A 24,606-nucleotide genomic window follows, 5' to 3' on the forward strand; every position below is an offset into this window, starting at 1 on the left:
ACCCCAGCACCCCAGCGCCCGCAGCGCCCGCAGCGCGTCCAGTTCCATCCCCACCGTCACCATCCAGCGCGTTACCCCCGCGCCAAACCTTCCCGTTGTTTCCCACTCGACTTTCGCATTTCCGCCATCGATGTCGGCGCCGTTCAAACACGTGTCGCGTTTGAGACATCGGCGCCCCTGCCTCCGGGACTACTCTCGAACAGCGCGTTGCGCGTGCGCCGCATGAGCCGGCGCGCCGCGGCGCCATCCAACGAGACATGGAGACAATACGATGAGCAGCAATCGAGGTGTCGTCTATCTTGGGCCGGGCCAGGTCGAAGTCCAGAAAATCGATTATCCGAAGATGGTCGATCCGAGCGGCCGCGCGATCGGCCACGGCGTGATCCTGAAAGTGGTGAGCACGAACATCTGCGGTTCCGACCAGCACATGGTGCGCGGCCGCACGACCGCGCCGGTCGGCCTCGTGCTCGGTCACGAGATCACGGGCGAGGTGGTCGAGATCGGCCGCGACGTCGAGACGCTGAAGCTCGGCGATCTCGTGTCGGTGCCGTTCAACGTGGCTTGCGGCCGCTGTGCGATGTGCAAGGACACGCATACGGGCGTGTGCCTGAACGTGAACCCGTCGCGTGCCGGCGGCGCCTACGGCTATGTCGACATGGGCGGCTGGATCGGTGGCCAGGCCGAGTACGTGCTCGTGCCGTACGCGGATTTCAATCTGCTGAAATTCCCCGATCGCGATCAGGCAATGGCGAAGATCCGCGATCTGACCTGCCTGTCCGACATTCTGCCGACCGGTTATCACGGCGCGGTGAGCGCGGGCGTGAAGCCGGGCTCGACGGTCTACATCGCGGGCGCGGGCCCGGTCGGGATGGCGGCGGCCGCCTCGGCGCGCCTGCTCGGCGCGGCCGTGACGATCGTCGGCGACATGAACGCGGAACGCCTTGCGCACGCACGCGCGATGGGCTTCGAGACGGTCGACCTGTCGAAGGATGCATCGCTCGGCGAGCAGATCGAGCAGATCCTCGGCGTGCCCGAGATCGATTGCGCGGTCGACTGCGTCGGCTTCGAAGCGCACGGCCACGGTTCGTCGGGCCATTCGGAGGAAGCGCCCGCGACGGTGTTGAACTCGTTGATGGAAATTACCCGCCCGGCGGGCGCGATCGGTATCCCGGGCCTGTACGTGACGGACGATCCGGGCGCGAAGGACAAGGCCGCGCAGCACGGCAGCCTGAGCATCCGCTTCGGCCTCGGCTGGGCGAAGTCGCACTCGTTCTTCACGGGCCAGACGCCGGTGCTGAAGTACAACCGCAACCTGATGCAGGCGATCCTGTTCGACCGGCTGCCGATCGCGAAGATCGTCAACGTCGAAGTGATCTCGCTCGACCAGGCGCCGGAAGGCTACAAGAAGTTCGACGGCGGCGCGCCGCGCAAATTCGTCATCGACCCGCACGGGTTGCTGGCGGCATGACGCGACCGGTCATCACGCGGTAATCGAAGGGGCCGGGCGTTCGAGCGCCTCGGCCCTTCGTGCGTTCGGGAAGCGCGCGCTCTGTGCCCGCGATCGTGCCGGGCGAGATGCTCACGCGTGAGCGATCGTTCGGGCGACATTCGGCCGGCTCGGTTCACGCGGTGCGCTCCATCGCGGCGTCGTACTGGCCGCGGCAGGCCGCACCGTTCAGGCGTGCGCGCAGCAGCAGCGCCGCCTGCGCGGCGCGTACGTTGGCCGCCTGTCCCTTCCACGCGGCCAGCGGCGGCTCCTGCAGCGCGCGGCCATATGAAAAGCTCAGCAGCCACGGCCGCCCGGCAATGCGATTCATCGCATCGAGATGCGCCGTCGCTTCCTCGGGCGTCTGTCCGCCGGACAGGAAGAAGATGCCGGGTACTTCGGCCGGCACGGCGCTGCGCAGCAGGCGTACCGTCGCCTCCGCGACTTCGGCGGGGGCCGCCTGTGCAGTGTGCGTGCTGCCCGCGACGACCATGCTCGGCTTGAGCAACATGTGCGCGAGCACGACCCGATGCCGGTGCAGCGCGTTGAATACGGCGTGCAGCACGGCGTCGGTCACCTGCGCGCAGCGGTCGATCGAATGATCGCCGTCCATCAGCACTTCCGGCTCGACGATCGGCACGACGCCGGACTCCTGGCAGATCGCCGCATAGCGCGCCAGCGCTTCGGCGTTGGCTTCGATCGCCGCATGGCCGGGCAGCGTGGCGGACACGTTGTACACCGCACGCCATTTCGCGAACCGCGCGCCTTGCCGCCGGTAGCCGTCGAGGCGCGCCGCAAGCCCATCGAGCCCTTGCGTGATTTCGTCGCCGGGCGCGAGCGCGAGCGGGATCTTGCCCGCATCGACCTTGATGCCGGGCACGATCTGCTGACGGGCGGCGAGTTCGGGCAACGGCGTGCCATCGTCCGCACATTGCCCGAGCGTCTCTTCATACAGGATCACGCCGCTGACGAATTCCCCGAGGCCTGGTGTCGACAGCAACAGGGTGCGCCATGCGCGGCGATTCTCTTCGGTCGATTCGACGGAGATCGTCTTGAAACGCTTTGCGATGGTCGGCCCGCTTTCGTCGGCCGCCAGCAACCCTTTGCCATCCTGAACGAGTGCCTGGATCGTCGCCTGGAGTGGGTTATCGGTGCTCATGGAATTCCTCCGCTGAAACCGCCACGCGCGCGCTCAGTGGCCGCGATAGAGCTGTGCGATTTGCTGCGTATTGCTGGCGGCGCGTCGCGCACGTGCGGTGTGCGTGCTCACGCGGTGGATGGTATGTGGGCGATGCGCGGCACCGTGATTGCCTTTCCAGCCCGCCAGGCGAACCGCGGTGGTGGGGTGCGATCGGTCGGGCGCATGCATGGCCGGCGCCGCTCGCGCGACTGCCGTCCCACCGGCGGATGCACGGCTGGCATCCGGGCCCGGGCTGCCTGGTCGGGCGATCGCCACCTGCGTTCCGTCAGTCGAATGAAACGGAAAGACGGGTGTGGGCAAGACAGGCAGCATGGGGTCGTTCGATGCGTACGGTGCGGCATCGCTCGCCATCGTGCGCGAATCGCTCGAGCCGCGACAGGCGGGATCGGCCTTGCATGTCCGGTCGACCACCACATAGCCGCCGACCAGCAGCACGAGTGTCAGGATGCTTAGGATCGGGGCGGTCGATGCGCGAGGCTGCTGGAGCGCCGCATTGCGAAGCGCGCGCGCGATGCGCGACGACCACGTGTGAAACGCGTGCGGAGCATGCGCGGCATCCGGTGCGCGGTGGATCGAATCGAACGGCCGGTTCCACCTGCCGCAGGCGGGGCAGTGTTCGAGTGCACGGAAGGCCGTGAAGCCGCATTCGCTGCAGCGGAAGCGGGCGGTGCGCCGCGCTTCGGCTCGCGATTTCAGGATCGCGCGCCAGTCGTCGCGCGCGCGAATGGTGCGCTTGGGGAGGACTCGCATCGCTGGAGGCGGGCGGGCGCCGTCAACAGGGCGAACGATCGCCGGTCGTCATGATCCGTTCCTGCACGGCAGCCTATCGGCCCGTGCCGGAATGCAATGATGCGTACGTCGTAGATTGTCGTTCGCATTCGGCGTTCATGGGATTCTCCGTGACATCGGGTGTGCGGAACACGTTCGTCCGTGGTTGCCTACCGCTTCATTCTTGGTCGCCGGTGCGCGAAACGCAAGGCACAAACAGGCTGTCGTGATTCGTCGGTTCCGCGCTAACTGTCGTGCCGCTGCCGGGCCGCGAGCGTCCCGATGATCTCCATCGCGTGCTCGACCGCCGGCGTCCACGGCCGGCCGTAATTGAGCCGAAGATAGCGGCGAAATCCGCCGGTCGCGGAAAAGATCGGCCCCGGCGCGATGCTGACGCCGCTTTCCATCGCATCGCCGAACAGGTGCATCGCATCCACGCGCGGCGGCAATTCGAGCCACAGGAAATACCCGCCGCGCGGCGCGAACACTTCGGTGCCGGCTGGAAAATACGCACGCACGGCCGCCAGCATCTGTGCCTGGTGCGCGGCAAGATTACGGCGCAGCTTGCGCAGGAAGCGGTCGTACGCGCCGTCGCGCAGGTAGCTCGAAATCGCCATCTGGGCAGGCACGTCCGCTGCCGGCGCGCTTGCGCCCTTTGCCTGGCGAATTTGCCGCACGTAGCGTCCGGCCGCGACCCAGCCGATTCGGAACCCGGGCGCGAGACATTTCGAGAACGAACCGCAATGCAGGACGAGACCGCTGTCGTCATACAGCTTGGCGGGGCGCGTGGGCCCCGTGCCGAAATGCAGCTCGCCGTAGACGTCGTCTTCGATCAGCGGCACGTTGCGTGCCGCGAGCAGGTCGATCAGCGCACGCTTGCGCTCGTCGGTCAGCGTCGCGCCGGTCGGGTTGTGGAACGACGTCATGAACCAGCAGGCCCGCACCGGATGCGTGTCGAGCGCTTTCTCGAGCGCATCGAGATCGAGGCCGGTGCGCGGGTCGACCGGAATCTCGACGGCCTTCAGGTGCAGGCGCTGCACAGCCTCCAGGACCGCATGAAACGCCGGTCGCTCGATCGCGACGATATCGCCGGGGCGCGTTAGCGCCTGCAAGCTGAGCGTCAGCGCTTCGAGCGCGCCGGTCGTGATGACGATTTCATCCATCGGCAACGCCGCGCCCGCATTCAGGTAGCGCAGCGCGATCTGGCGGCGCAGCCCGTCGTGGCCGGGCGGCGCGCCGGATAGCAGGGCCGTGCGATCCATGTTGCGGGCCGCCGACGCCATTGCGCGCCACAGGCTGCTCATCGGGAACAGCGAATAGCTGGCGAAGGCCGAGCCGAGCGGGACGATCTCCTCGCATTTGAGCGAATCGAGCAGCCGGAACAACGTATCGCCGTTGCCCGCCGGCGTGGCGGCCGGTTTGCGCGGCGGTTCATGGCCGAACCGCACGTGCTTGTCTTCGAGGTTCGCAACGAAATATCCGGACCGTGCACGCGCGACGATCAGACCCTCGCTTTCGAGCGCGTAGTACGCGCGAAACACGGTGGAAGGACTCACGCCATATGCGCGGCACGCGGCGCGCACGGTGGGGATGCGCGCACCGGGGGCCAGATCTCCACGCCGGATCGACTCGGAGATTGTCCGCGCGAGCATCGCATAACGCTTCATGCCGGCCTCAAGTCGAGCAGCTTTGTGCCGAAAAAGAGTAGCACGGCGCGCGCTGCGCGACAGGCCTCGATATCCCGTGATCCGCTTGTTTTTCACGGACTCTGATCCTGTTTTCAGGCGCCACTCGCTGGCATGCTTTCACCCCTCGAGCAATCCTCGTTCCCGACATTGACCGATACGGAATTCACGCTGTCCGCCGGCTGATCCGTGCCCCGTGCGCCCGTGCGTGCGAGGTCTAGTCAGCGGTGTCATGACCCTAACCGGAAACCTTCAGCGTGAAATCGAACACTCTCGTCGCGGGCCTCGCGGCCGGCCTCGCCCTCAACCTCCTCGGCGGCGCAGCACACGCCGCCTGCATCAGCAATCCGCCGGCGCAATCCAACGCGACGTTCCCCGCCGCACTGACCGGCAAGCTCGTCTATCACAGCTACGTCAAGTACGGCGACGGCACGAGCCAGCTGTTCCTGTACGACTTCTCGGCCCATACGCTGACGCAACTGAGCAAGAGCACGTGGGGCATCACCGATCCGATGAACGGCGTGTTCAGCCCCGACGGCAAGTGGCTCGCGTTCATGGGCATCAGCAACGGCGCATGGAACGTGTTCATGCTGCAGCTCGGCGCCGGCACGCCGCCCGTCAACCTGACGAACAGCACGGGCGCCACGCGCAACGAGGACCCGAAATTCAGCACGGACGGCAAGACGCTCGTGTTCAAGCAGAACGGCGACGTCAAGCAGGCGACGCTGTCGTACACGAGCGCGGGCCCGGTGTTCACGTCGGTCGTGAGCCTGACGAACGCACCCTCCGGCGCCGAATACTCGATGCCGTTCCTCGCGCCCGATGCGAGCGCCGTGTACTACGCGACCGGTACGGGCGCGAACATGGGGCTGATGAAGCGCACGCTCGCGACCGGCGCGACGGCGGTGTTCGATGCGCCGGCCGGGCTGCAAACGTACTACCCGATCGTGCGCGCGGACGGCATGGTGTTCTACGCACGCTGGAAAGACAGCGGCCAGGCCGACCAGATCTACACGAAGACGGCGGACCCGGCGTCGACGCCGAACGCGTTGCCGATCAACGACTGCGTGAGCAACAACTCGGATCCGGCGCCGGTGAGCGGCACCAACTACGTGTTCTTCTCGTCGACGACGGCGGGCGGCTACCAGCTCTACGTCGGTGACGTGACGACCGGCCAGCGCTGGAGCCTGTCGCAGTTCGGCGTGAACGCCGACACGACGAAGGCCAAGCTCGGGTCGAGCTACTACGGCGGCCCGGCCGCCGCGCAGCCGACGCTGCTGTCGCAGGGGCGTCCGGCTGCCGCATCGGCGAGCTACAACGCATCGCTCACGCCCGACAAGGCGTTCGACGGCAACACCACGAGCACGCGCTGGGATTCGCCGGAAGGTGCGGGCGTCGATCCGCAATGGATCTCCGTGGATCTCGGCGCGACGAAGACGATCAGCAGCGTCGATCTCTACTGGGATGCGGGCGCCCTCGTGTACCAGATCCAGACGTCGAACGACAATGTGAACTGGACGACGATCTACTCGACGAACAACGGCGTGTCGTACGGCCACGTGACGCTGCCGAACCTGAACGGGCATGGCCGCTACGTGCGGATGTATGGCACGAAGCGCGCGACGCAGTGGGGGTATTCGCTCGACGAAATGCAGGTGTGGGGATCGTAAGCGCAAAGAAAAAGCGACCGTCGAGGTCGCTTTTTTTCACGCGTCAATCGACGCGAAGCTCATGCATGCAGCAGATGCGCGGGGAAGGCGGGGATGGCGCTCGCCGTACCCTGCGCAAGCGGGGCGACCTGCTTGCGGCGCTCGCGGGTCGGCGCGACGCCGAACGCGTCGCGATAGCTCTTGCTGAAATGGCACGCCGACTGGAAGCCGCACGCCATCGTGATGTGCATGATCGACATGTCGGTCTGCAGCAGCAGTTCGCGTGCGCGACGCAGCCGCAGCGTCAGGTAGTAATGCGTCGGCGTCATGCCGAGGTGTTCGCGGAACAGGCGCTGCAGTTGCCGCTGCGACATGTTCGCGAGCCGCGCGAGCTCCTCGCGTGACAGCGGCTCCTCGATGTTGTTCTCCATCAGCGAGATCACTTCGAACAGCGACTTGTTCGCGGAGCCGAGGCGCGCGACGAGCGGCATGCGTTGCTGCGCGCTCGTGTCGCGCACGTGTTCGACGATGAACTGCTCGGCGATCTGCGTGACGCGCGCGGTGCCCACGCGCGCGGCGATCAGGTTCAGCATCATGTCGAGCGGCGCGACGCCGCCCGTGCACGTGATGCGGTCGCGGTCGATCACGAACAGTTCCTTCAGGAAGCGCGTGTCCGGAAACTCTTCCTTCAGCGCCGACATGTTCTCCCAGTGGATCGCGCACGCGTAGCCCGCCAGCAGCCCCGATTTCGCGAGCGCATAGGTGCCCGTGCACAGGCTGCCGAGCGGGATGCCCGAGCGTGCGAAGCGGCGCAGTGTCGACAGATGGGCGGGCGTGGTCGCGCGCTGCACGTCGACGCCGCCGCACACGAACACGATGTCGGGCTGCCCCACGCATTCGGCCGGGCCGGTGTCGACCGTCAGGCCGTTGCTCGCGGTGACCGGGCCGCCATCCGGGCTGATCACCGACCAGCGGTACAGCGGCTGGCCGCTCAGGTAGTTCGCCATCCGAAGCACCTCGATCGCATTGGTGAACGCGATCATCGTGAAGTTCGGTAACGGCATGAACGCGAAGTGGGACAGCGACGCTGTGCGGTCGGGCGACATGGGGAGCGTTCCTAGAATCTCTAATAGCTTTTACGCCCGGGGGCACGGACGGGCTGCGATATTGTGTGAGCCAGCGCAACAAGCGTGCCATACGGCTAAACCCTAGATCCATACGTTGTCTGGCTGAAAGCGGCATGCTGCACTGCACCGTATTCGTGACGTGCTGCACCCCGACCGGGCGGCGGTCGCACCGCCGGCGTGCCTGTTCATAGGTGAACCGAGTGTGGCGGTTTGCTTGGTCATCCGAAAAAGCACGACCGGTCACTTGTACAAAACGGACGCGGATGGCGGAAAAGGCAAAGAACGCGTCTAAATTCATCAATCCGCCGAAAATCCGAACGACAAGAATAGAGCCGTCGGCAGCCTTGCACGGGACAAGCGGGAAACCCAGGCAGGGCGGGCCTTGAGCTTCGGTTTCAGCCCCCTATTCTTCGTCACGGACGCACTATGTCGAATACCCAGCCTTTCTTCTCGCAGCCCCTCGCCGAGCGCGACGCGCCGGTGCGCAGCGCCATCCTGAAGGAACTCGAGCGTCAGCAGTCGCAGGTCGAGCTGATCGCGTCGGAAAACATCGTGTCGCGCGCCGTGCTCGAGGCGCAGGGCTCGGTGCTGACCAACAAGTATGCGGAAGGCTATCCCGGCAAGCGCTATTACGGCGGCTGCGAATTCGCGGATGAAGTCGAGGCGCTCGCGATCGAGCGCGTGAAGCAGATCTTCAACGCCGGCTATGCGAACGTGCAGCCGCACTCGGGCGCGCAGGCGAACGGCTCGGTGATGCTCGCGCTCGCCAAGCCGGGCGACACGGTGCTCGGCATGTCGCTCGACGCGGGCGGCCACCTGACCCACGGCGCGAAGCCGGCGCTGTCGGGCAAGTGGTTCAACGCCGTGCAGTACGGGGTGAACCGCGACACGATGCTGATCGACTACGACCAGGTCGAGGAGCTCGCCCAGCAGCACAAGCCGAACCTGATCATCGCCGGCTTCTCGGCCTACCCGCGTGCGCTCGACTTCGCGCGCTTCCGTGCGATTGCCGATGGCGTGGGCGCGAAGCTGATGGTCGACATGGCGCACATCGCCGGCGTGATCGCCGCGGGCCGCCACGCGAACCCGGTCGAGCATGCGCACGTCGTCACGTCGACCACCCACAAGACGCTGCGCGGCCCGCGCGGCGGCTTCGTGCTGACCAACGACGAGGAGATCGCGAAGAAGATCAACTCGGCCGTGTTCCCCGGCCTGCAGGGCGGCCCGCTGATGCACGTGATCGCCGGCAAGGCCGTCGCGTTCGGCGAAGTGCTGCACGCGGACTTCAAGACCTACATCGACAACGTGCTCGCGAACGCGCAGGCGCTCGGCGAAGTGCTGAAGGCGGGCGGCGTCGATCTCGTCACGGGCGGCACCGACAACCACCTGCTGCTGGTCGACCTGCGCCCGAAGGGCCTGAAGGGCGCGCCGGTCGAACAGGCGCTGGAGCGCGCGGGCATCACCTGCAACAAGAACGGCATTCCGTTCGACACCGAGAAGCCGACCGTCACGTCGGGCATCCGCCTCGGCACGCCGGCCGGCACGACGCGCGGCTTCGGCGTCGCGGAATTCCGCGAGGTGGGCCGCCTGATCCTGGAAGTGTTCGACGCGCTGCGCGCGAATCCGGAAGGCGACCACGCGACCGAACAGCGCGTGCGCCGCGAGATCTTCGCGTTGTGCGAACGCTTCCCGATCTATTGATCCCACCGACCCGACAATACTGGAGCAACACATGAGCACGCTGCATCAAGACAGCATCATCATCGACGGGCTGAACATCTCGAAGTTCGAGAAGCCGGTGTTCGAAGACATGCGCAAAGGCGGCATCACCGCCGCGAACTGCACGGTGTCGGTGTGGGAGAACTTCACCAAGACCGTCGACAACATCGGCGTGATGAAGAAGAAGATCCGCGACAACAGCGAGCTGCTGACGCTGGTGCGCACGACGGAAGACATCTTCCGCGCGAAGAAGGAAGGCAAGACCGGCGTGATCCTCGGCTTCCAGAACGCGCATGCGTTCGAGGACAACATCGGCTACATCGAAGCGTTCGCCGACATGGGCGTGCGCGTCGTGCAGCTCTGCTACAACACGCAGAACCTGGTCGGCACCGGTTGCTACGAGCGCGACGGCGGCCTGTCGGACTTCGGCCGCGAAGTGATCACCGAGATGAACCGTGTCGGCATCATGGTCGACCTGTCGCACGTGGGCGGCAATACGTCGTCGGAAGCGATCGCGTTCTCGAAGAAGCCGGTGTGCTATTCGCACTGCCTGCCGTCGGGCCTGAAGGAGCATCCGCGCAACAAGAGCGACGAACAGCTGAAGGAGATCGCCGATGCGGGCGGCTTCGTCGGCGTGACGATGTTCGCGCCGTTCCTCAAGCGCGGGATCGAAGCGAACATCGACGACTACATCGAGGCGATCGACTACGTCGTGAACCTGATCGGCGAGGATGCGGTCGGCATCGGCACGGATTTCACGCAGGATTACGCGAAGGAATTCTTCGACATGCTGACGCATGACAAGGGCCGCTATCGCCAGCTGACGAACTTCGGCAAGATCATCAACCCGGACGGCATCCGCACGATCGGCGAATTCCCGAACCTGACGGCCGCGATGGAACGCCACGGCTGGAAGGAGTCGCGTATCCGCAAGATCATGGGCGAGAACTGGGTGCGCGTGTTCAAGGACGTGTGGGGCGCATAAGCGCCGCGAACGCCGAACCACCGACAGCGATTCAACATTAAAAAAATCGGGACGTGCCCGTGCAAGCCGCACGGGCACGCGGACGATATCGCGCCTGCGCACCGAGCCGCGCGGCCAATTTCCTCACGGAGTCACACGATGCAACCGCAACTGCCGATCAACGTCGATCCCGATACCGGCGTCTGGACCACCGACGCGCTGCCGATGCTGTACGTGCCGCGCCACTTCTTCACGAACAACCACGTCGCCGTCGAGGAAGCGCTCGGCGTCGAAGCGTATGCCGAGATCCTGTACAAGGCCGGCTACAAGTCCGCCTACCACTGGTGCGACAAGGAAGCGAAGCAGCACGGCATCACCGGCATGGCGGTGTTCGAGCACTACCTGAAGCGCCTGTCGCAACGCGGCTGGGGCCTGTTCTCGATCATCGAGGCGGATCCGGCCAGCGCACGCGCGAAGATCGAGCTGCGCCACTCGTCGTTCGTGCTCCAGCAGCCTGGCAAGGAAGGCAAGCTCTGCTACATGTTCGCGGGCTGGTTCGCCGGCGCGATGGACTGGGTCAACGACACGACGCCGGAAGGCAAGGGCGCGCCGCGCGCGTTTTCGAAGGAAGTGCAGTGCGCGGCCGAGCATCACGACCACTGCGTCTTCGAAGTGTCGCCGATCGCGCACTGATGCGCTGACGTAACGGCACAGCAACACAACAACACCCGCAACACGAGACATTCGAACGCCAGAGGTCGCCAGCGATGCGTTATCCCCACCTGTTCAAACCCATGCAGCTGAACCAGCTGACGCTGCGCAACCGGATCGTCAGCACCGCGCATGCGGAGGTGTATGCCGAGCCGGGCGGCCTGCCGGGCGACCGCTATATCCGCTACTACGAAGAAAAGGCGAAGGGCGGTGTGGGCCTCGCGATCTGCGGCGGGTCGAGCCCGGTGTCGATCGACAGCCCGCAGGGCTGGTGGAAATCGGTGAACCTGTCGACCGACAAGATCATCGATCCGCTCACGCGCCTCGCCGACACGATGCACAAGCACGGCGCGAAGATCATGATCCAGGCGACGCACATGGGCCGTCGCTCGTCGTTCCACGGCGAGCACTGGCCGCACCTGATGTCGCCGTCGGGCGTGCGCGAACCCGTGCACCGCGGCAACGCGAAGATCATCGAGATCGAGGAAATCCGCCGCATCATCGGCGATTTCGCGGCCGCCGCGAAGCGCGTGAAGGCGGCCGGCATGGACGGCATCGAAATCTCGGCCGCTCACCAGCACCTGATCGACCAGTTCTGGAGCAAGCGTTCGAACCACCGCACCGACGAATGGGGCGGCAGCCTGGAAAACCGCCTGCGCTTCGGCATCGAAGTGCTGACGGCCGTGCGCGAGGCGGTGGGCAAGGATTTCTGCGTCGGCCTGCGCATGTGCGGCGACGAATTCCACGAGGACGGCCTCGATCACGAAGCGCTGAAGGAAATCGCGCAGGCGATGTCCGAGACGGGCCTGATCGACTACCTGAGCGTGGTCGGCTCGGGCGGCGACACGCACAACACGATCGCCAACTGCATGCCGCCGATGGCGCTGCCGCCGGAGCCGTTCGTGCACCTCGCGGCCGGCATCAAGTCGGTCGTGAAGATTCCGGTGATGCACGCGCAGAGCATCCGCGATGCGGGCCAGGCCGAACGCCTGCTCGCGACCGGCATGATCGACCTGGTCGGCATGACGCGCGCGCAGATCGCCGATCCGCACATGGTGATCAAGATCCGCGACGGCCGCGAGGACGAAATCAAGCAGTGCGTCGGCGCGAACTACTGCATCGACCGCCAGTACAACGGCCTCGACGTGCTGTGCATCCAGAACGCGGCGACGTCGCGCGAAGCGACGATGCCGCACATCATCGAGAAGTCGCGCGGCCCGAAGCGCAAGGTCGTGGTGGTCGGCGCGGGCCCCGCAGGGCTCGAGGCGGCGCGCGTCGCGAAGCTGCGCGGCCATGACGTGGTGCTGTTCGAGAAGAATGCCGAAGTGGGCGGGCAGGTGATGATCGCCGCGAAGGCGCCGCAGCGCGAACAGATGTCGGGGATCATCCGCTGGTTCGACATGGAAACGAAGCGCCTGGGCGTCGACCGGCGCCTGGGCGTGGCCGCCGACGAGAAGATGATCATGGCCGAGAAGCCGGACATCGTCGTGCTCGCGACGGGCGGGTCGAGCTTCACGTGGCAGGTGCCGGGCTGGGGCGTGGCCGAGGGCCTCGCCGTCAGCTCGTGGGACATCCTGACCGGCAAGGTCGAGCCGAAGCAGAACGTGCTGCTGTTCGACGGCGTGAGCACGCATGCGGGCGCCGGCGTGGCCGACTTCATGGCGAGCCGCGGCTCGAAGGTCGAGGTCGTCACGCCGGACGTGAAGGTCGCCGACGATTGCGGCGGCACGACGTTCCCGATCTTCTATCGCCGCCTGTACGCATTCGGCGTGATCCCGACGCCGAACACGATGCTCGATCGCGTCTATGAAGAGGACGGCAAGCTGATCGCCGTACTGCGCAACGAGTACACGGAAGAGCTCGAGGAGCGCGCGGTCGACCAGGTGGTGATCGAGAACGGTTCGTCGCCGAACGACGAGCTGTACTGGAAGCTCAAGCCGGAATCGGTGAACCGCGGCCAGATCGATCCGCACACGCTGTTCGCGGCCGAGCCGCAGCCGTGCCTGTCGGAAGAACTCGGCAACGGCCGTTTCCTGCTGTTCCGTGTCGGCGACTGCATCTCGATGCACAACGTCCACGGTGCGATCTACGACTCGCTGCGTCTCGTGAAGGATTTCTAAACGATGAATCCGTCCTTCCTCATTACCGCCCTGTTGTGGCTGTCGGTGGCGGGGCTCGCGTTCGCGGTCGCGAAGCGCTCGTCATACTGGCGTCTGGGCCGGGCCACCGCGCCCGGCTCGTTCGGCGTTTCGAACCTGTTCGCGATCCCGAAGCGCTACTTCGTCGACCTGCACCACGTGGTCGCCCGTGATCCGTATATCGCGAAGACGCATGTCGCAACCGCCGGCGGCGCGATCGGCGCGCTCGCGCTGGTGTTCATCAACTACGGCCTCGCGATCTACTCGCCGTGGCTCGACAAGCTGATCTTCCTCGCGGCGCTCGCGATGCTGGTCGGCGCGGTGTTCGTGTGGCGCCGCCGCGCGGCCAGGGACGTGCCGGCCCGCCTGTCGCGCGGCCCGTGGAATACGCTGCCCTGGCTGCTCGGCTCGTTCGCGCTCGGCCTCGTGCTGTTCATGCTGGTGCCGACCGGCGCAATGTCGGGCGCGTTCGCGGTGCTCTGCGCGGTGCTGATCGGTGTCGGCGCATTCACGATGACGGTGGGCGCCGCGAAGGGCGGCCCGATGAAGCATGCGATCGCGGGCCTCCTGCACCTGGCCTTCCACCCGCGCCAGGAGCGCTTCGCGGCCACCCGCGAGTCGTTCACCGGCAACGGCACGGCCACGCCGCCGACCGCGCTGAAGCTGCCGGACATCGAGCATCAGGAGTACGGCGTCGCAAAGCCGGTCGAATTCCGCTGGAACCAGCTGCTGAGCTTCGACGCCTGCGTGCAGTGCGGCAAGTGCGAAGCCGCGTGCCCCGCGTTCGCGTCGGGCCAGCCGCTGAACCCGAAGAAGCTGATCCAGGATCTCGTGGTCGGGATGGCCGGTGGCACCGATGCGGCCTACGCGGGCAGCCCGTCGCCGGGCATTCCGGTCGGCCAGCATCGCGGCGAGCCGAACGGCCCGATCGTGTCGGGCCTGATCGAGGAACAGACGCTGTGGTCGTGCACCACCTGCCGCGCGTGCGTGCAGGAATGCCCGATGCTGATCGAACACGTCGACGCGATCGTCGACATGCGCCGCAACCGCACGCTCGTGCACGGCACGGTGCCGGGCAAGGGCCAGGAAGTGCTAGCGAACCTGCGCGAGACGGGCACGATGGGCGGCTACGACACGGCCGCGCGCTACGACTGGTCGGTCGACCTGAGCGCGCCGGTCGCGCAACCGGGCAAGCCGGTCGACGTGCTGTTCGTCGCGGGCGACGGCGCGTTCGACATGCGCTACCAGCGCACGCTGCGCGCGTTCGTCAAGGTGCTGAACAAGGCGGGCGTCGATTACGCGGTGCTCGGCTCGACCGAGACCGACACGGGCGACGTCGCCCGCCGGCTCGGCGACGAAGCGACGTTCCAGCAGATGGCGAAGCGCCTGATCGGCACGCTCGGCACGCTGTCGTACAAGCAGATCGTGACGGCCGACCCGCACGTGATGCACAGCCTGCGCAACGAGTACCGTGCGCTCGGGCTGCGCGTGACGGTCAAGCACCACACGACCTTCCTCGCGGAGCTGGCCGACAGCGGCAAGATCGCGCCGAAGGCCGTCGAAGCGCTGCAGGACAAGCGCACCACGTATCACGACCCGTGCTACCTCGGCCGCTACAACGGCGAAACGGAAGCGCCGCGCAAGCTGCTGAAGACGATCGGCATCCAGGTCGTCGAGATGGAGCGCAACGGCATGCGCGGCCGCTGCTGCGGCGGTGGCGGCGGTGCGCCGCTGACCGACATCCCCGGCAAGCAGCGCATTCCGGACATCCGCATCGCCGACGCACGCACGATCGGCGCGGACGTGGTCGCGGTTGCCTGCCCGAACTGCACGGCGATGCTCGAAGGCGTCGTGGGCCCGCGCCCCGACGTGCTCGACGTGGCCGAACTCGTTGCCGCCTCGCTGGAGTGAATCGATGAACACGATCAAACGAATCGATCCGCGCCGGCCGTTCATCATCACGGCCGCGGGCCTGAAGCGCATCACGCTCGGCGAGGAAGGCAGCGCCGATGCGAACGTCGTGCACGGGTTCGCGCACGGTCATGGCGCAGCGGCTGCCAAGCCGCGCCGCGCGGTGCAGGATCCGAAGCATGTGATGCTGGTGGTCGCGCACAGCGAACGTGGCGCGCTCGACGATCATTCGCGGCAGGCAATCGCTGCCGCCGCGTTGCTCGCCGATGCGCAGACGGAAGTCGCGTTGCTCGCGTTCGGCGAACTGAAGGACGACGTGGCCGAACTGGGCGTCGACAAGCTGCTTGAACTCGCCGGCTTCGATCGGCGTGCGTTCGACCCCGAAAGCGAATTGCAAGCGCTGCAGGCATGCGTGGCGGCCCTCGCGCCGAAACACGTGTTCGTGCCCGACAACGCGACGGGCGACGGCGATCTCGGCCGGCGTTACGCGGCCGCTGCCGGCGCGAGCGTCGCGGCGCACGTCGTCGAGATCGACGCGAAGCATGTCGGCGCGTATGCGCAGGCCGGGCGCGCGTTTGCCACCCGTGCGCTGCCCGACGTGATCCTGCTCGCGCAGAACGCGGTCGACGCGAAGCTGCCGTTCGTCGGCGCGGGCGAGCGTCTCGCCGCCGACTTCATCCGCCCGGCCCATGACGCCGCGCAACCGTACCGCGATCTCGGTCTCGACGAAATCGATGCGGCCCAGGTCGCGCTCGAGGAAGCCGATTTCATCGTGTCGGCCGGCAACGGCGTGTCCGACATCGGCGCGTTCGAGCGGCTGGCCGGCGTGTTCGGCGCGGCGATCGGCGCGAGCCGCGTCGCGGTCGACAACGGTCACTTCACGCGTGACAAGCAGGTGGGTGCAACCGGCAAGACGGTCGAGGCGAGCGTGTACATCGCGTTCGGCATCTCGGGCGCGGTGCAGCACCTGCAGGGGATCAAGGACTGCCGCCACGTGATCGCGGTGAACCTCGACGGCAGTGCGCCGATCGCGAAGCGCGCGAACCTGACGGTGGTGGGTGACGCGCAAGGCACGATCGCCGCGCTGATCGAACAGGTGCAGGCCGCGCGCGCCGCGCGTGGCGAATCGCCGGCCGCGGTCGGCACCCGTGAACCGGAAGGAGTTGCCGCATGAACGCCCCCCGCCCCTTGCAACGCATTGCGGTGCTCGTGTCCGTCGGCCGCCATCCGGTCAGCGGCGTCGCGCGCTATAGCCGCAACGATGCGGCCGCGCTCGAAACCGGCCGCCAGCTCGCGGAGCGGCATCGCGCGACGCTCGACGTGATCCATGCGGGCGACCCCGCGAATACGGCGCTTGCCGAATATCTCGCGCTCGGCGCGCGGGAGGTCGAGGTGCTGGCCTGCCGCGACGGCGATGACGTCGTGCATGCGCTCGCCGCGCGCGTCGAGGGCTACGACCTCGTGCTGACCGGCACGCGCGCCGAGGGCGCGTACGACACCGGGATGCTGCCTTACCGCGTCGCGGCGGCGCTCGGCTATCCGCTCGTCGGCTCGGCCGTCGACGTGACGGTCGACGGCGGCCGCGCGGCGGTCCGGCAATTTTTGCCGAAAGGGCTGCGGCGGCGCGTGGACGCGGCGCTGCCGGCCGTCGTCGCCGTTCATCCGCTCGCGAATGCCGAGCCGCGCTATGCGTATGCGCGGCTGCGCGCCGGCGCGATCCGGCCGGCGCTCGCGGCGCCCGGCGCGGACGCCCATGCGGCCGCGTGGACGGTCGGTCCGATCGAGCGTAAACCCGTAAAGCTGGTCGCCGCCGAGAAGCGCTCCGGGCATGCCCGGATGCTCTCCGCGACGACGACCGAAAGCCGTGGCGGCAACGTCGTAAATGAAGGGAGTTCGGTCGAAAAAGCACAAGTGATCCTCGCGTATTTGCGCGAGCATCAGCTCATCGACTATTGATTTTGATGCCTGTCGGCAAGAACCCAGGGATGCAAGGAATCCGGAGCAAACGATGAAAGTATCGGCAGACATTCGTGCATTGATCGAGCGGCGCAAGGAAGGCTACAGCCTCGAGGCACCGTTCTACACGAGCGAGGACATCTTCGCGCTCGACATGGAGGCGATTTTCCGCCAGCACTGGATCCAGGTGGCGGTCGAGCCGGACATTCCGGAGCCGGGCGACTACGTGACCGTGGAACTGGGGAGCGATTCGATCCTGATCGTGCGCGACGACGACATGGCGATCCGCGCATTCCACAACGTGTGCCGCCACCGCGGTGCGCGCCTGTGCAACGAGGACAAGGGCTCGGTCGGCAACATCGTGTGCCCGTACCACAGCTGGACCTACAACCTGACGGGCCAGCTGATGTTCGCCGAGCACATGGGCGAGAAGTTCGACCGCTGCAAGCACAGCCTGAAGTCGGTGCACGTCGAGAACCTCGCGGGCCTGATCTTCGTCTGCCTCGCCGACGAGCCGCCCGCCGACTTCGCGCAACTGCGCGCCGAGATGGAGCCGTACCTGCTGCCGCACGATCTGCCGAACACGAAGATCGCCGCGCAGGTCGACATCATCGAGGAAGGCAACTGGAAGCTCACGATGGAGAACAACCGCGAGTGCTATCACTGCGTCGCGAACCATCCGGAGCTCACCATCTCGCTGTACGAATACGGCTTCGGCTACCAGCGCTCCGACGCCAACGCCGAAGGCATGGATGCATTCGCGGAAACGTGCGTGCGGCGCGGGAAGGAGTGGGCCGAGATGGGCCTGCCGTCCGCCGAAATCGAAAAGCTGCTCGACGTGACGGGCTTCCGCACGCAGCGCCTGCCGCTCGATCGCCACGGCGAATCGCAGACGCTCGATGCGAAGGTCGCATCGAAGAAGCTGCTCGGCGGCTTCGACAAGGCGGACCTCGGCGGGCTGTCGTTCTGGACGCAGCCGAACTCGTGGCACCACTTCATGAGCGATCACATCGTGACGTTCTCGGTGATCCCGCTGTCGGCCGGCAAGACGCTCGTGCGCACGAAGTGGCTCGTGCACAAGGACGCGAAGGAAGGCATCGACTACGACGTGAAGAACCTCACGGCCGTGTGGAACGCGACCAACGACCAGGATCGCGCGCTCGTCGAGTTCTCGCAGCGCGGCGCGACCAGCAGCGCGTACGAGCCGGGTCCGTATTCGCCGTTCACGGAAGGTCTCGTCGAAAAATTCTCGGCCTGGTACATCGGCCGGCTCGCCGAACAAACCGGCGCGTAGTACTGAGCAGCGGACAAGCGGAGCAAGACATGATGCGAGATGCGGCCAATTTCGAGCCGGTGGACAGCCGGGTCACCCACCCGGCCTTCTGGAACGCGCTGCCCGAGCGCTGGACGAGCGACGTCGAGGAAACGCTGGTGTGCTGCCACGTGCGGCAGGAAACGCACGACGTGAAGAGCTTCTTCTTCCGTTCGCCGCAGGGCCGCTCGTTCTCGTTCGAGCCCGGGCAGTTCCTGACGCTCGAGCTCGACATCGACGGTGAAACGATCAACCGCTGCTACACGATCTCGTCGTCGCCCGCGCGGCCGCACACGGTGTCGATCACGGTGAAGCGCGTACCGGGCGGCAAGGTGTCGAACTGGCTGCACGACAACCTGCAGCCGGGCGCCGCGGTGCGCGTGCTCGGCCCGGCCGGCGAATTTACGTGCGCACGGCATCCGGCGCGCAAGTACCTGTTCCTGTCGGCCGGCTCGGGCGTCACGCCGCTGATGTCGATGAGCCGCGCGCACCATGATCTCGCGGAGGATCGCGACATCCTGTTCGTGCACAGCGCGCGCACGCCGGACGACATCATCTTCGCCCGCGAGCTCGACCTGATCGCGTCGAACCATACGAACTTCCGCACGTCGTTCGTCGTCGAGCGCGTGGGGGCCCGCACCAACTGGCCGGGCGTCACGGGCTTCCTGACGCTGCCGCTGCTGAAGCTGATCGCACCGGATTTCATGGAGCGCGAGATCTTCACGTGCGGCCCCGCGCCGTACATGAAGGCCGTGCGCGACCTGCTCGACGAAGCCGGCTTCGATCGCAAGCGGTATCACGAGGAGAGCTTCTCGTTCGAAACGCTTGCCGAAACCGCAAGCGACGAACTGCTTGCCGAGCTCGCCCCGCCGGCAGAAGGCGCCGACGCCGACACCGAAACGAAGCAGTACACGGTCAGCTTCGCGAAGAGCAATCGCGAGATTGCGTGCGGCTCGGAGCAGCACGTGCTGGATGCGGCTCGCCAGTCGGGCGTGCGGCTGCCGGCATCGTGCACGCAGGGCATGTGCGGCACCTGCAAGGTGAAGCTCGTATCGGGGCAGGTCGAAATGAAGCACAACGGCGGCATCCGCCAGCGCGAGATCGACCAGGGGATGGTGCTGCTGTGCTGCAGCAAGCCGCTGTCGGATCTGGTGATCGACAAGTAGTCGCAACACGCTATCGGCGGTCCGGGCGCGTCGCGTCCGGACAAGCTTCCGTCGGAAAACAACGATACCGCGGATTTGTGGTTGAAGAACCTAGAGAGACGACGCGCACGGTGCGCAGACCAAGGAGATCGACCATGAAACTGCTCGGAAAACTGTTTTGGACCGGCACCCTGTCGGCAATGGTGGCATTGAGCGCATCGGCGCTCGCCGATACGAAGCCGACGCTGAAGATCGGCTACGTCGAAGGCTGGGACGACAGCGTGGCGACGTCGAACGTCGCGGCCCGCGTCATCGAGAAGAAGCTCGGCTACGAAGTGAAGCTCGTGCCGGTCGCTGCCGGGATCATGTGGCAGGGCGTCGCGCGCGGCGATCTCGATGCGACGCTGTCCGCATGGCTGCCGGTCACGCACGGCTCGTACTGGGATGAATACAAGGCCAAGGTCGTCGACCTCGGCGCGAATTTCCCGGATGCAAAGATCGGCCTGATCGTGCCCGCCTACGTGAAGGCGAAGAGCATCGACGACCTGAACGCGGAGAAGGCGAGCTTCGGCGGCCGGATCGTCGGCATCGATGCGGGTGCCGGCGTGATGCGCAAGACCGACGACGCGATCAAGAGCTACGGGCTGAACTACACGCTGATGCCGAGCTCGGGCAGCGCGATGACGGCCGAGCTGTCGCGTTCGGTCGGTGCGAGCAAGCCGGTCATCGTGACGGGCTGGGCGCCGCACTGGATGTTCGCGAAGTGGAAACTGCGCTTCCTCGAGGATCCGAAGAAGGTGTACGGCGGCGCGGAGCATGTCGACAGCGTCGTGAATCCGGGGCTCGAAGCGAAGGCGAAGCCGGTGGTCGCGTTCCTGAAGAAATTCCAGTGGAAGCCGGGTGAAATCGACAGCGTGATGCTGGCGATCCAGAACGGCTCGAAGCCGGAAGCAGCAGCCGATGCGTGGATCGCGGCCCATGCCGACCGCGTGAACACGTGGACCGAAGGCGCACAGTAAGACCGCGGCGATTCGCCGCAATAACAAGATGAAGAGACAGTCCGGGAAAGGTTGGAAGGAATGCGAAATAATCGCACTGCGACGCGACCTTATCCCGGAATTATTTTTTTGATTCTGCAGAAAAGTGCGTAAGTTGTTACACTAGCGCCCTTGTGCGGAGTCATCACAGGAGGAATTGGATGAGTCAAGCAGGACTGCGTGCGAATCGCACCAGTGATGTTGAGGCAACCATCTCACATGATTCGACGGGCCACACGCTGCATCGTGGCCTGACCTGGAAAGACGCTTTTTGGGTAACGAGCGGCGTGCCGGCAGGCGTGCTGTTCACGATCGGCGGCGTATGCGCGACGATCGGCCAGCCCGCGTGGGCGATCTGGATCGCCGCGATCACGATGGGGCTGGTTCAAAGCGCGACTTATGCGGAAATATCGGGGCTATTTCCCCATAAATCGGGCGGCGCGTCCGTGTATGGCGCGATCGGCTGGGTCCGTTACAGCAAGCTGATTGCCCCGGTTTCCGTGTGGTGCAACTGGCTCGCGTGGTCGCCGATGCTCGCGCTCGGCTGCGGCCTCGCGGCGAGCTATGCGCTCACGAGCCTCTTTCCCGCCGATGCGGCGGTGCTGCACTGGCAGCTCAAGGTTGCGGATCTCGGGTTCATCAAGCCGGGTCTGTCTTTGCGGATCAATGCGACGTTCATCATCGCGACGATCCTGCTTCTCATCACGTTCAAGCTTCAGCACAGCGGTGCGTCGAAGGCTGCGCGCACGCAGCGCATTCTCGGCATCGCGTCGCTCACGCCGCTGTTGATCGTCGGCATCGTGCCGTTCATCACGGGCGACGTGCCGATGTCGAACCTGCTCCCGCTGCTGCCGCTCGGTCACGACGCGAACGGCAATCTCACGGCCGCGACGTTCGGCTCGTGGAACGGGCAGGGCGTCACGATGGCGCTCGGTGCGATGTTCATGGCCGGCTGGGCGTCGTACGGCTTCGAGACGGCCGTCTGCTACACGCGTGAATTCCGTGACCCGCGTCGTGATACCGCCAAGGCGATCTTCTGGTCGGGCGCACTGTGTCTCGTCGTGATGACGCTCGTGCCGATGGCGTTCCAGGGCGCACTCGGCACGCAGGCGATGCTCGATCCGTCGATCGGCGACGGCACCGGTGTCGCGGCTGCGATGGCGAAGATCGTCGGCGGTGGCGCGTGGGTGGCGAATGCGGTCGTCGTGATGCTGATGCTGTCGATCCTGCTGATCGTGATGACGTCGATGATGGGCTCGTCGCGCACGCTGTACCAGGCATCCGTCGACGGCTGGCTGCCGAAGTACCTGTCGCACGTGAACGAGCACGGCTCGCCCACGCGTGCGATGTGGACCGATCTCGGCTTCAACCTCGTGTTGCTGATGATGTCGGACTACATGACGGTGCTGTCGATCTCGAACGTCTGCTACATGCTGTTCGTATTCCTGAATCTTCAGTCGGGCTGGATCCACCGGATGGATCGCGGCAACTGGGATCGGCCGTTCCGCTGCCCGACCTGGCTGCTCGTCGGCGGCGCGATCTGCGGCTATGCGAACCTCGTGTATGTCGGCGCGGGCGCGAACCTGCAAGGTGAGGGCACGCTGCGCAACGGGCTGATCGCGATGCTGCTGATCGTGCCGGTGTTCCTGTTCCGCCACTACTGGCAGGATCGCGGCCGGTTCCCCGCGCAGATGCAGCGCGACATGGAGCTCGAAGTGCCGAAGCGCGCGATGTGGCTGAACCTGATGCCTTACGTTGCGCTGGTCGGCGCGGGGCTGACGATCTGGTTGTCGTATTACTTTGCGTGGGTGAAGTGACGCGTCGAGCCGTGTAACGGAGCGCGGCGTCCGGAAACCGCACACGGACGCCGCGATCGATATCGCGGCAGGCAATGAAGCCCGACTCGCTGGCAAGCGGTCGGGCTTTCGTCATTCATGCCGGCGCGCGACGCATTCACGGCGCGTGACCGCTTGATTTTGAGAACGATCGGTTCTAATATCGGCATCCATGAGCCCGACCTCGACATCTTCCGGCGCCCGCGACCGGGGGCGCCCGCGCGAATTCGACACCGACGAGGTGATCGACGCGGCAGCACGCGTGTTCTGGGAGCAGGGGTATCACGCGACGTCGATCGACGCGCTATGCGAGGCGACCGGCGTCTTTCGCGGCAGCCTGTACCGCACGTTCGGCGACAAGCACGGGTTGCTGGTCGCCGCATTCGACCGCTACGCCGAAGGCGCGATCGCACGGCTCAAGGAGCGTCTCGCGGCGGATCTGCCGCCGCGGCAGGCACTCCGGGACGCGCTGCTGTACTACACGGAAATCGGTGTACGGCTGTCGGAGCGACGCGGCTGCTTCATCACGAATTCTGCCGTCGAACTCCTGCCCGGCGACGACGCACTCCGTCCGTACATCGAATCGACCTTGCTGCGAATCGGCACGCAGTTCAGCCTGGCCATCGCGCGCGGCCAGCAGTCGGGCGATTTCGACCGCAATCTCGATCCGGAAGAGGTGGGCCGGTTCCTGCTGTGCCTGATCCAGGGCATGCGCGTGCTGGGCAAGTCGAGCGCGTCGGAGGCGGAGCTGGCATCGATCGTCGATATCGCGATGCGGGCACTGACCTGATTTTTTTGATTATTTTGAGAATGATCGGTTTCAAATGTGAGGCATTCCCGACGCCCGCATCGAGACCGTGAAGGGCAGGCAAGAACGGCAAGGTGGTTGATACGACGCTGCCGCTGCGCACGGTCGCACCGGCATCATTTTTCAATTAATTTGGGAATGATCGGTCATGAATAACGCAACTCCCGCAACGCCTGCCGCGAGCGCGTACGGCAAAGGCATCGCGGCATGTGTGGCCGCGACGATCCTGATGGGCGTGATGTTTCCGGTGATGACCGATGCGCTGCGCTACATCGATCCCTTCACGTTCACGTCGCTGCGCTATCTGATCGCCGGCACGGGCTTCGTTGCGTTGCTGCGGATCGTCGAAGGGCCCGGCGCATTCCGTTCGGCAGGCGAGCCCGTGGCGCTCGCATGGCTGCTCGGGTCGATCGGCTTTTGCGGATTCGGATCGTTCGTATTCCTGGGCCAGCAACTGGCCGGCGACGAAGGCGCGCTGACCGCGTCGATCATGATGGCGACGCAGCCGATGATGGGGCTCCTGCTCAATGCCGTGGTGCGGCGCGTCGCGCCCGCGCCGGTGTCGGTGCTGTTCGTCGTGCTGTCCTTTACCGGCGTGGCCCTCGTCATCACGCGCGGCGACGTGATTGCCGCACTGCACGAGCCGCAGCACTACGCGGCCAACGCGCTGATCATCGTCGGCGCGTCGTGCTGGGTCGTCTATACGTTCGGCGCGGCACGCTTCACCCGCTGGTCGGCATTGAAATACACGACCTTCACGACGTGGCTCGGCTTGATCACGATCGTCGCGGTCAACCTGCTGCTGATCGTCACGCACCGGATCGCGGCACCGTCACTCGCCGCGGTGCATGCGGTCGTTCCGCATCTTGCGTACATGGGGCCGGTGGCCGGCTTCGGCGCGATCCTGCTGTGGATGACGGGCAACCGGATTCTCGGACCGATGAACGGCGTGCTGTTCATGGACATCGTGCCCATTACGGCATTCGCCGTTTCCGCATTCACGGGCGTCGTGCCGAATCATGCACAGATCGCAGGCGCCGCCCTGACCGGTGCGGCGCTGATCCTGAACAACCTGTACCTGCGGCGCAGGGCGCGTCGAATCGGCACGACGCCGGCGCGCGTGCCGTCGGTTTCCACATGAGCGTCGCGCCTTC

At 65.9% G+C, this 24,606-nt stretch carries 19 protein-coding genes; 15 read left to right on the forward strand and 4 right to left on the reverse strand.

The window, feature by feature from the left end; genetic code table 11:
• Positions 1-271: 271 nt before the first annotated feature.
• Entirely contained in the window at positions 272-1,468 is a 1,197-nt protein-coding gene (gene fdhA / locus FFS49_RS01835; protein ID WP_039369545.1) for a formaldehyde dehydrogenase, glutathione-independent, read from the forward strand.
• Between the two features lie 154 nt (positions 1,469-1,622).
• Here the strand turns inward: fdhA and FFS49_RS01840 are convergent, their stop codons facing one another.
• From FFS49_RS01840 to FFS49_RS01855, 3 genes are all read right to left on the reverse strand, one after another.
• Positions 1,623-2,645 (reverse strand): class I fructose-bisphosphate aldolase, encoded by a 1,023-nt coding sequence (locus FFS49_RS01840; RefSeq protein ID WP_137909744.1) that lies wholly within the window; start codon positions 2,643-2,645, stop codon positions 1,623-1,625.
• Positions 2,646-2,678: 33 nt separating this feature from the next.
• Positions 2,679-3,437, reverse strand: coding sequence for a hypothetical protein (locus FFS49_RS41835; RefSeq protein WP_171026710.1), 759 nt, complete (start codon positions 3,435-3,437; stop codon positions 2,679-2,681).
• 263 nt (positions 3,438-3,700) lie between these two features.
• Positions 3,701-5,122, reverse strand: a complete 1,422-nt coding sequence (locus tag FFS49_RS01855; RefSeq protein ID WP_137909746.1) for a PLP-dependent aminotransferase family protein — start codon at positions 5,120-5,122, stop codon at positions 3,701-3,703.
• A 275-nt stretch (positions 5,123-5,397) separates the two neighbouring features.
• Between FFS49_RS01855 and FFS49_RS01860 the strand changes: the two genes are divergently transcribed.
• The gene (locus FFS49_RS01860) at positions 5,398-6,810 is read left to right on the forward strand and encodes a discoidin domain-containing protein (RefSeq protein ID WP_137909747.1); all 1,413 of its coding nucleotides are present in this window, start codon (positions 5,398-5,400) and stop codon (positions 6,808-6,810) included.
• A 59-nt stretch (positions 6,811-6,869) separates the two neighbouring features.
• Here FFS49_RS01860 and FFS49_RS01865 read toward each other — a convergent pair whose 3' ends face one another.
• Positions 6,870-7,895, reverse strand: coding sequence for a GlxA family transcriptional regulator (locus tag FFS49_RS01865; RefSeq protein ID WP_137909748.1), 1,026 nt, complete (start codon positions 7,893-7,895; stop codon positions 6,870-6,872).
• Positions 7,896-8,342: 447 nt separating this feature from the next.
• Between FFS49_RS01865 and FFS49_RS01870 the strand changes: the two genes are divergently transcribed.
• The 13 genes from FFS49_RS01870 to FFS49_RS01930 all read left to right on the forward strand — a co-directional run bounded on the left by FFS49_RS01870 (position 8,343) and on the right by FFS49_RS01930 (position 24,593).
• Positions 8,343-9,617 carry a serine hydroxymethyltransferase gene (locus FFS49_RS01870; RefSeq protein ID WP_039369562.1) on the forward strand — a complete coding sequence of 425 codons (1,275 nt, stop codon included), beginning with the start codon at positions 8,343-8,345 and terminating at the stop codon, positions 9,615-9,617.
• A 31-nt stretch (positions 9,618-9,648) separates the two neighbouring features.
• Positions 9,649-10,620, forward strand: a complete 972-nt coding sequence (locus FFS49_RS01875; RefSeq protein ID WP_137909749.1) for a dipeptidase — start codon at positions 9,649-9,651, stop codon at positions 10,618-10,620.
• Positions 10,621-10,758: 138 nt separating this feature from the next.
• Positions 10,759-11,292, forward strand: coding sequence for a DUF5943 domain-containing protein (locus tag FFS49_RS01880; protein ID WP_027807228.1), 534 nt, complete (start codon positions 10,759-10,761; stop codon positions 11,290-11,292).
• A 74-nt stretch (positions 11,293-11,366) separates the two neighbouring features.
• The gene (locus tag FFS49_RS01885) at positions 11,367-13,430 is read left to right on the forward strand and encodes an NADH:flavin oxidoreductase (protein WP_021160633.1); all 2,064 of its coding nucleotides are present in this window, start codon (positions 11,367-11,369) and stop codon (positions 13,428-13,430) included.
• Between the two features lie 3 nt (positions 13,431-13,433).
• On the forward strand, positions 13,434-15,359 hold the full coding sequence (locus FFS49_RS01890) for a (Fe-S)-binding protein (RefSeq protein WP_137909750.1): 1,926 nt from the start codon (positions 13,434-13,436) through the stop codon (positions 15,357-15,359).
• Positions 15,360-15,363: 4 nt separating this feature from the next.
• On the forward strand, positions 15,364-16,533 hold the full coding sequence (locus tag FFS49_RS01895; RefSeq protein ID WP_039369575.1) for an electron transfer flavoprotein subunit alpha/FixB family protein: 1,170 nt from the start codon (positions 15,364-15,366) through the stop codon (positions 16,531-16,533).
• On the forward strand, positions 16,530-17,315 hold the full coding sequence (locus FFS49_RS01900) for an electron transfer flavoprotein subunit beta/FixA family protein (protein WP_137909751.1): 786 nt from the start codon (positions 16,530-16,532) through the stop codon (positions 17,313-17,315). The genes FFS49_RS01895 and FFS49_RS01900 overlap by 4 nt, the downstream gene beginning before the upstream one ends.
• Before the next feature lie 52 nt (positions 17,316-17,367).
• Positions 17,368-18,609 carry an aromatic ring-hydroxylating dioxygenase subunit alpha gene (locus FFS49_RS01905; protein ID WP_039369579.1) on the forward strand — a complete coding sequence of 414 codons (1,242 nt, stop codon included), beginning with the start codon at positions 17,368-17,370 and terminating at the stop codon, positions 18,607-18,609.
• A gap of 29 nt (positions 18,610-18,638) precedes the next feature.
• Positions 18,639-19,793: a hybrid-cluster NAD(P)-dependent oxidoreductase gene (locus FFS49_RS01910; protein WP_137909752.1), complete on the forward strand. Its 1,155-nt coding sequence runs from the start codon at positions 18,639-18,641 to the stop codon at positions 19,791-19,793.
• Between the two features lie 134 nt (positions 19,794-19,927).
• Positions 19,928-20,791: a glycine betaine ABC transporter substrate-binding protein gene (locus tag FFS49_RS01915; protein ID WP_137909753.1), complete on the forward strand. Its 864-nt coding sequence runs from the start codon at positions 19,928-19,930 to the stop codon at positions 20,789-20,791.
• Between the two features lie 179 nt (positions 20,792-20,970).
• A complete protein-coding gene (locus tag FFS49_RS01920; protein WP_071332087.1) occupies positions 20,971-22,626 on the forward strand; it encodes an APC family permease in 1,656 nt (551 codons plus the stop codon).
• Positions 22,627-22,816: 190 nt separating this feature from the next.
• Complete coding sequence (locus FFS49_RS01925) at positions 22,817-23,434, forward strand: TetR/AcrR family transcriptional regulator (RefSeq protein WP_043180424.1); 618 nt, start codon at positions 22,817-22,819, stop codon at positions 23,432-23,434.
• Positions 23,435-23,600: 166 nt separating this feature from the next.
• On the forward strand, positions 23,601-24,593 hold the full coding sequence (locus tag FFS49_RS01930; protein ID WP_137909754.1) for a DMT family transporter: 993 nt from the start codon (positions 23,601-23,603) through the stop codon (positions 24,591-24,593).
• The last annotated feature ends 13 nt before the right edge of the window (positions 24,594-24,606 follow it).

The organism is Burkholderia sp. 4NA327C6 (assembly GCF_005502655.1).
Classification (GTDB): Bacteria; Pseudomonadota; Gammaproteobacteria; order Burkholderiales; family Burkholderiaceae; genus Burkholderia; species Burkholderia contaminans.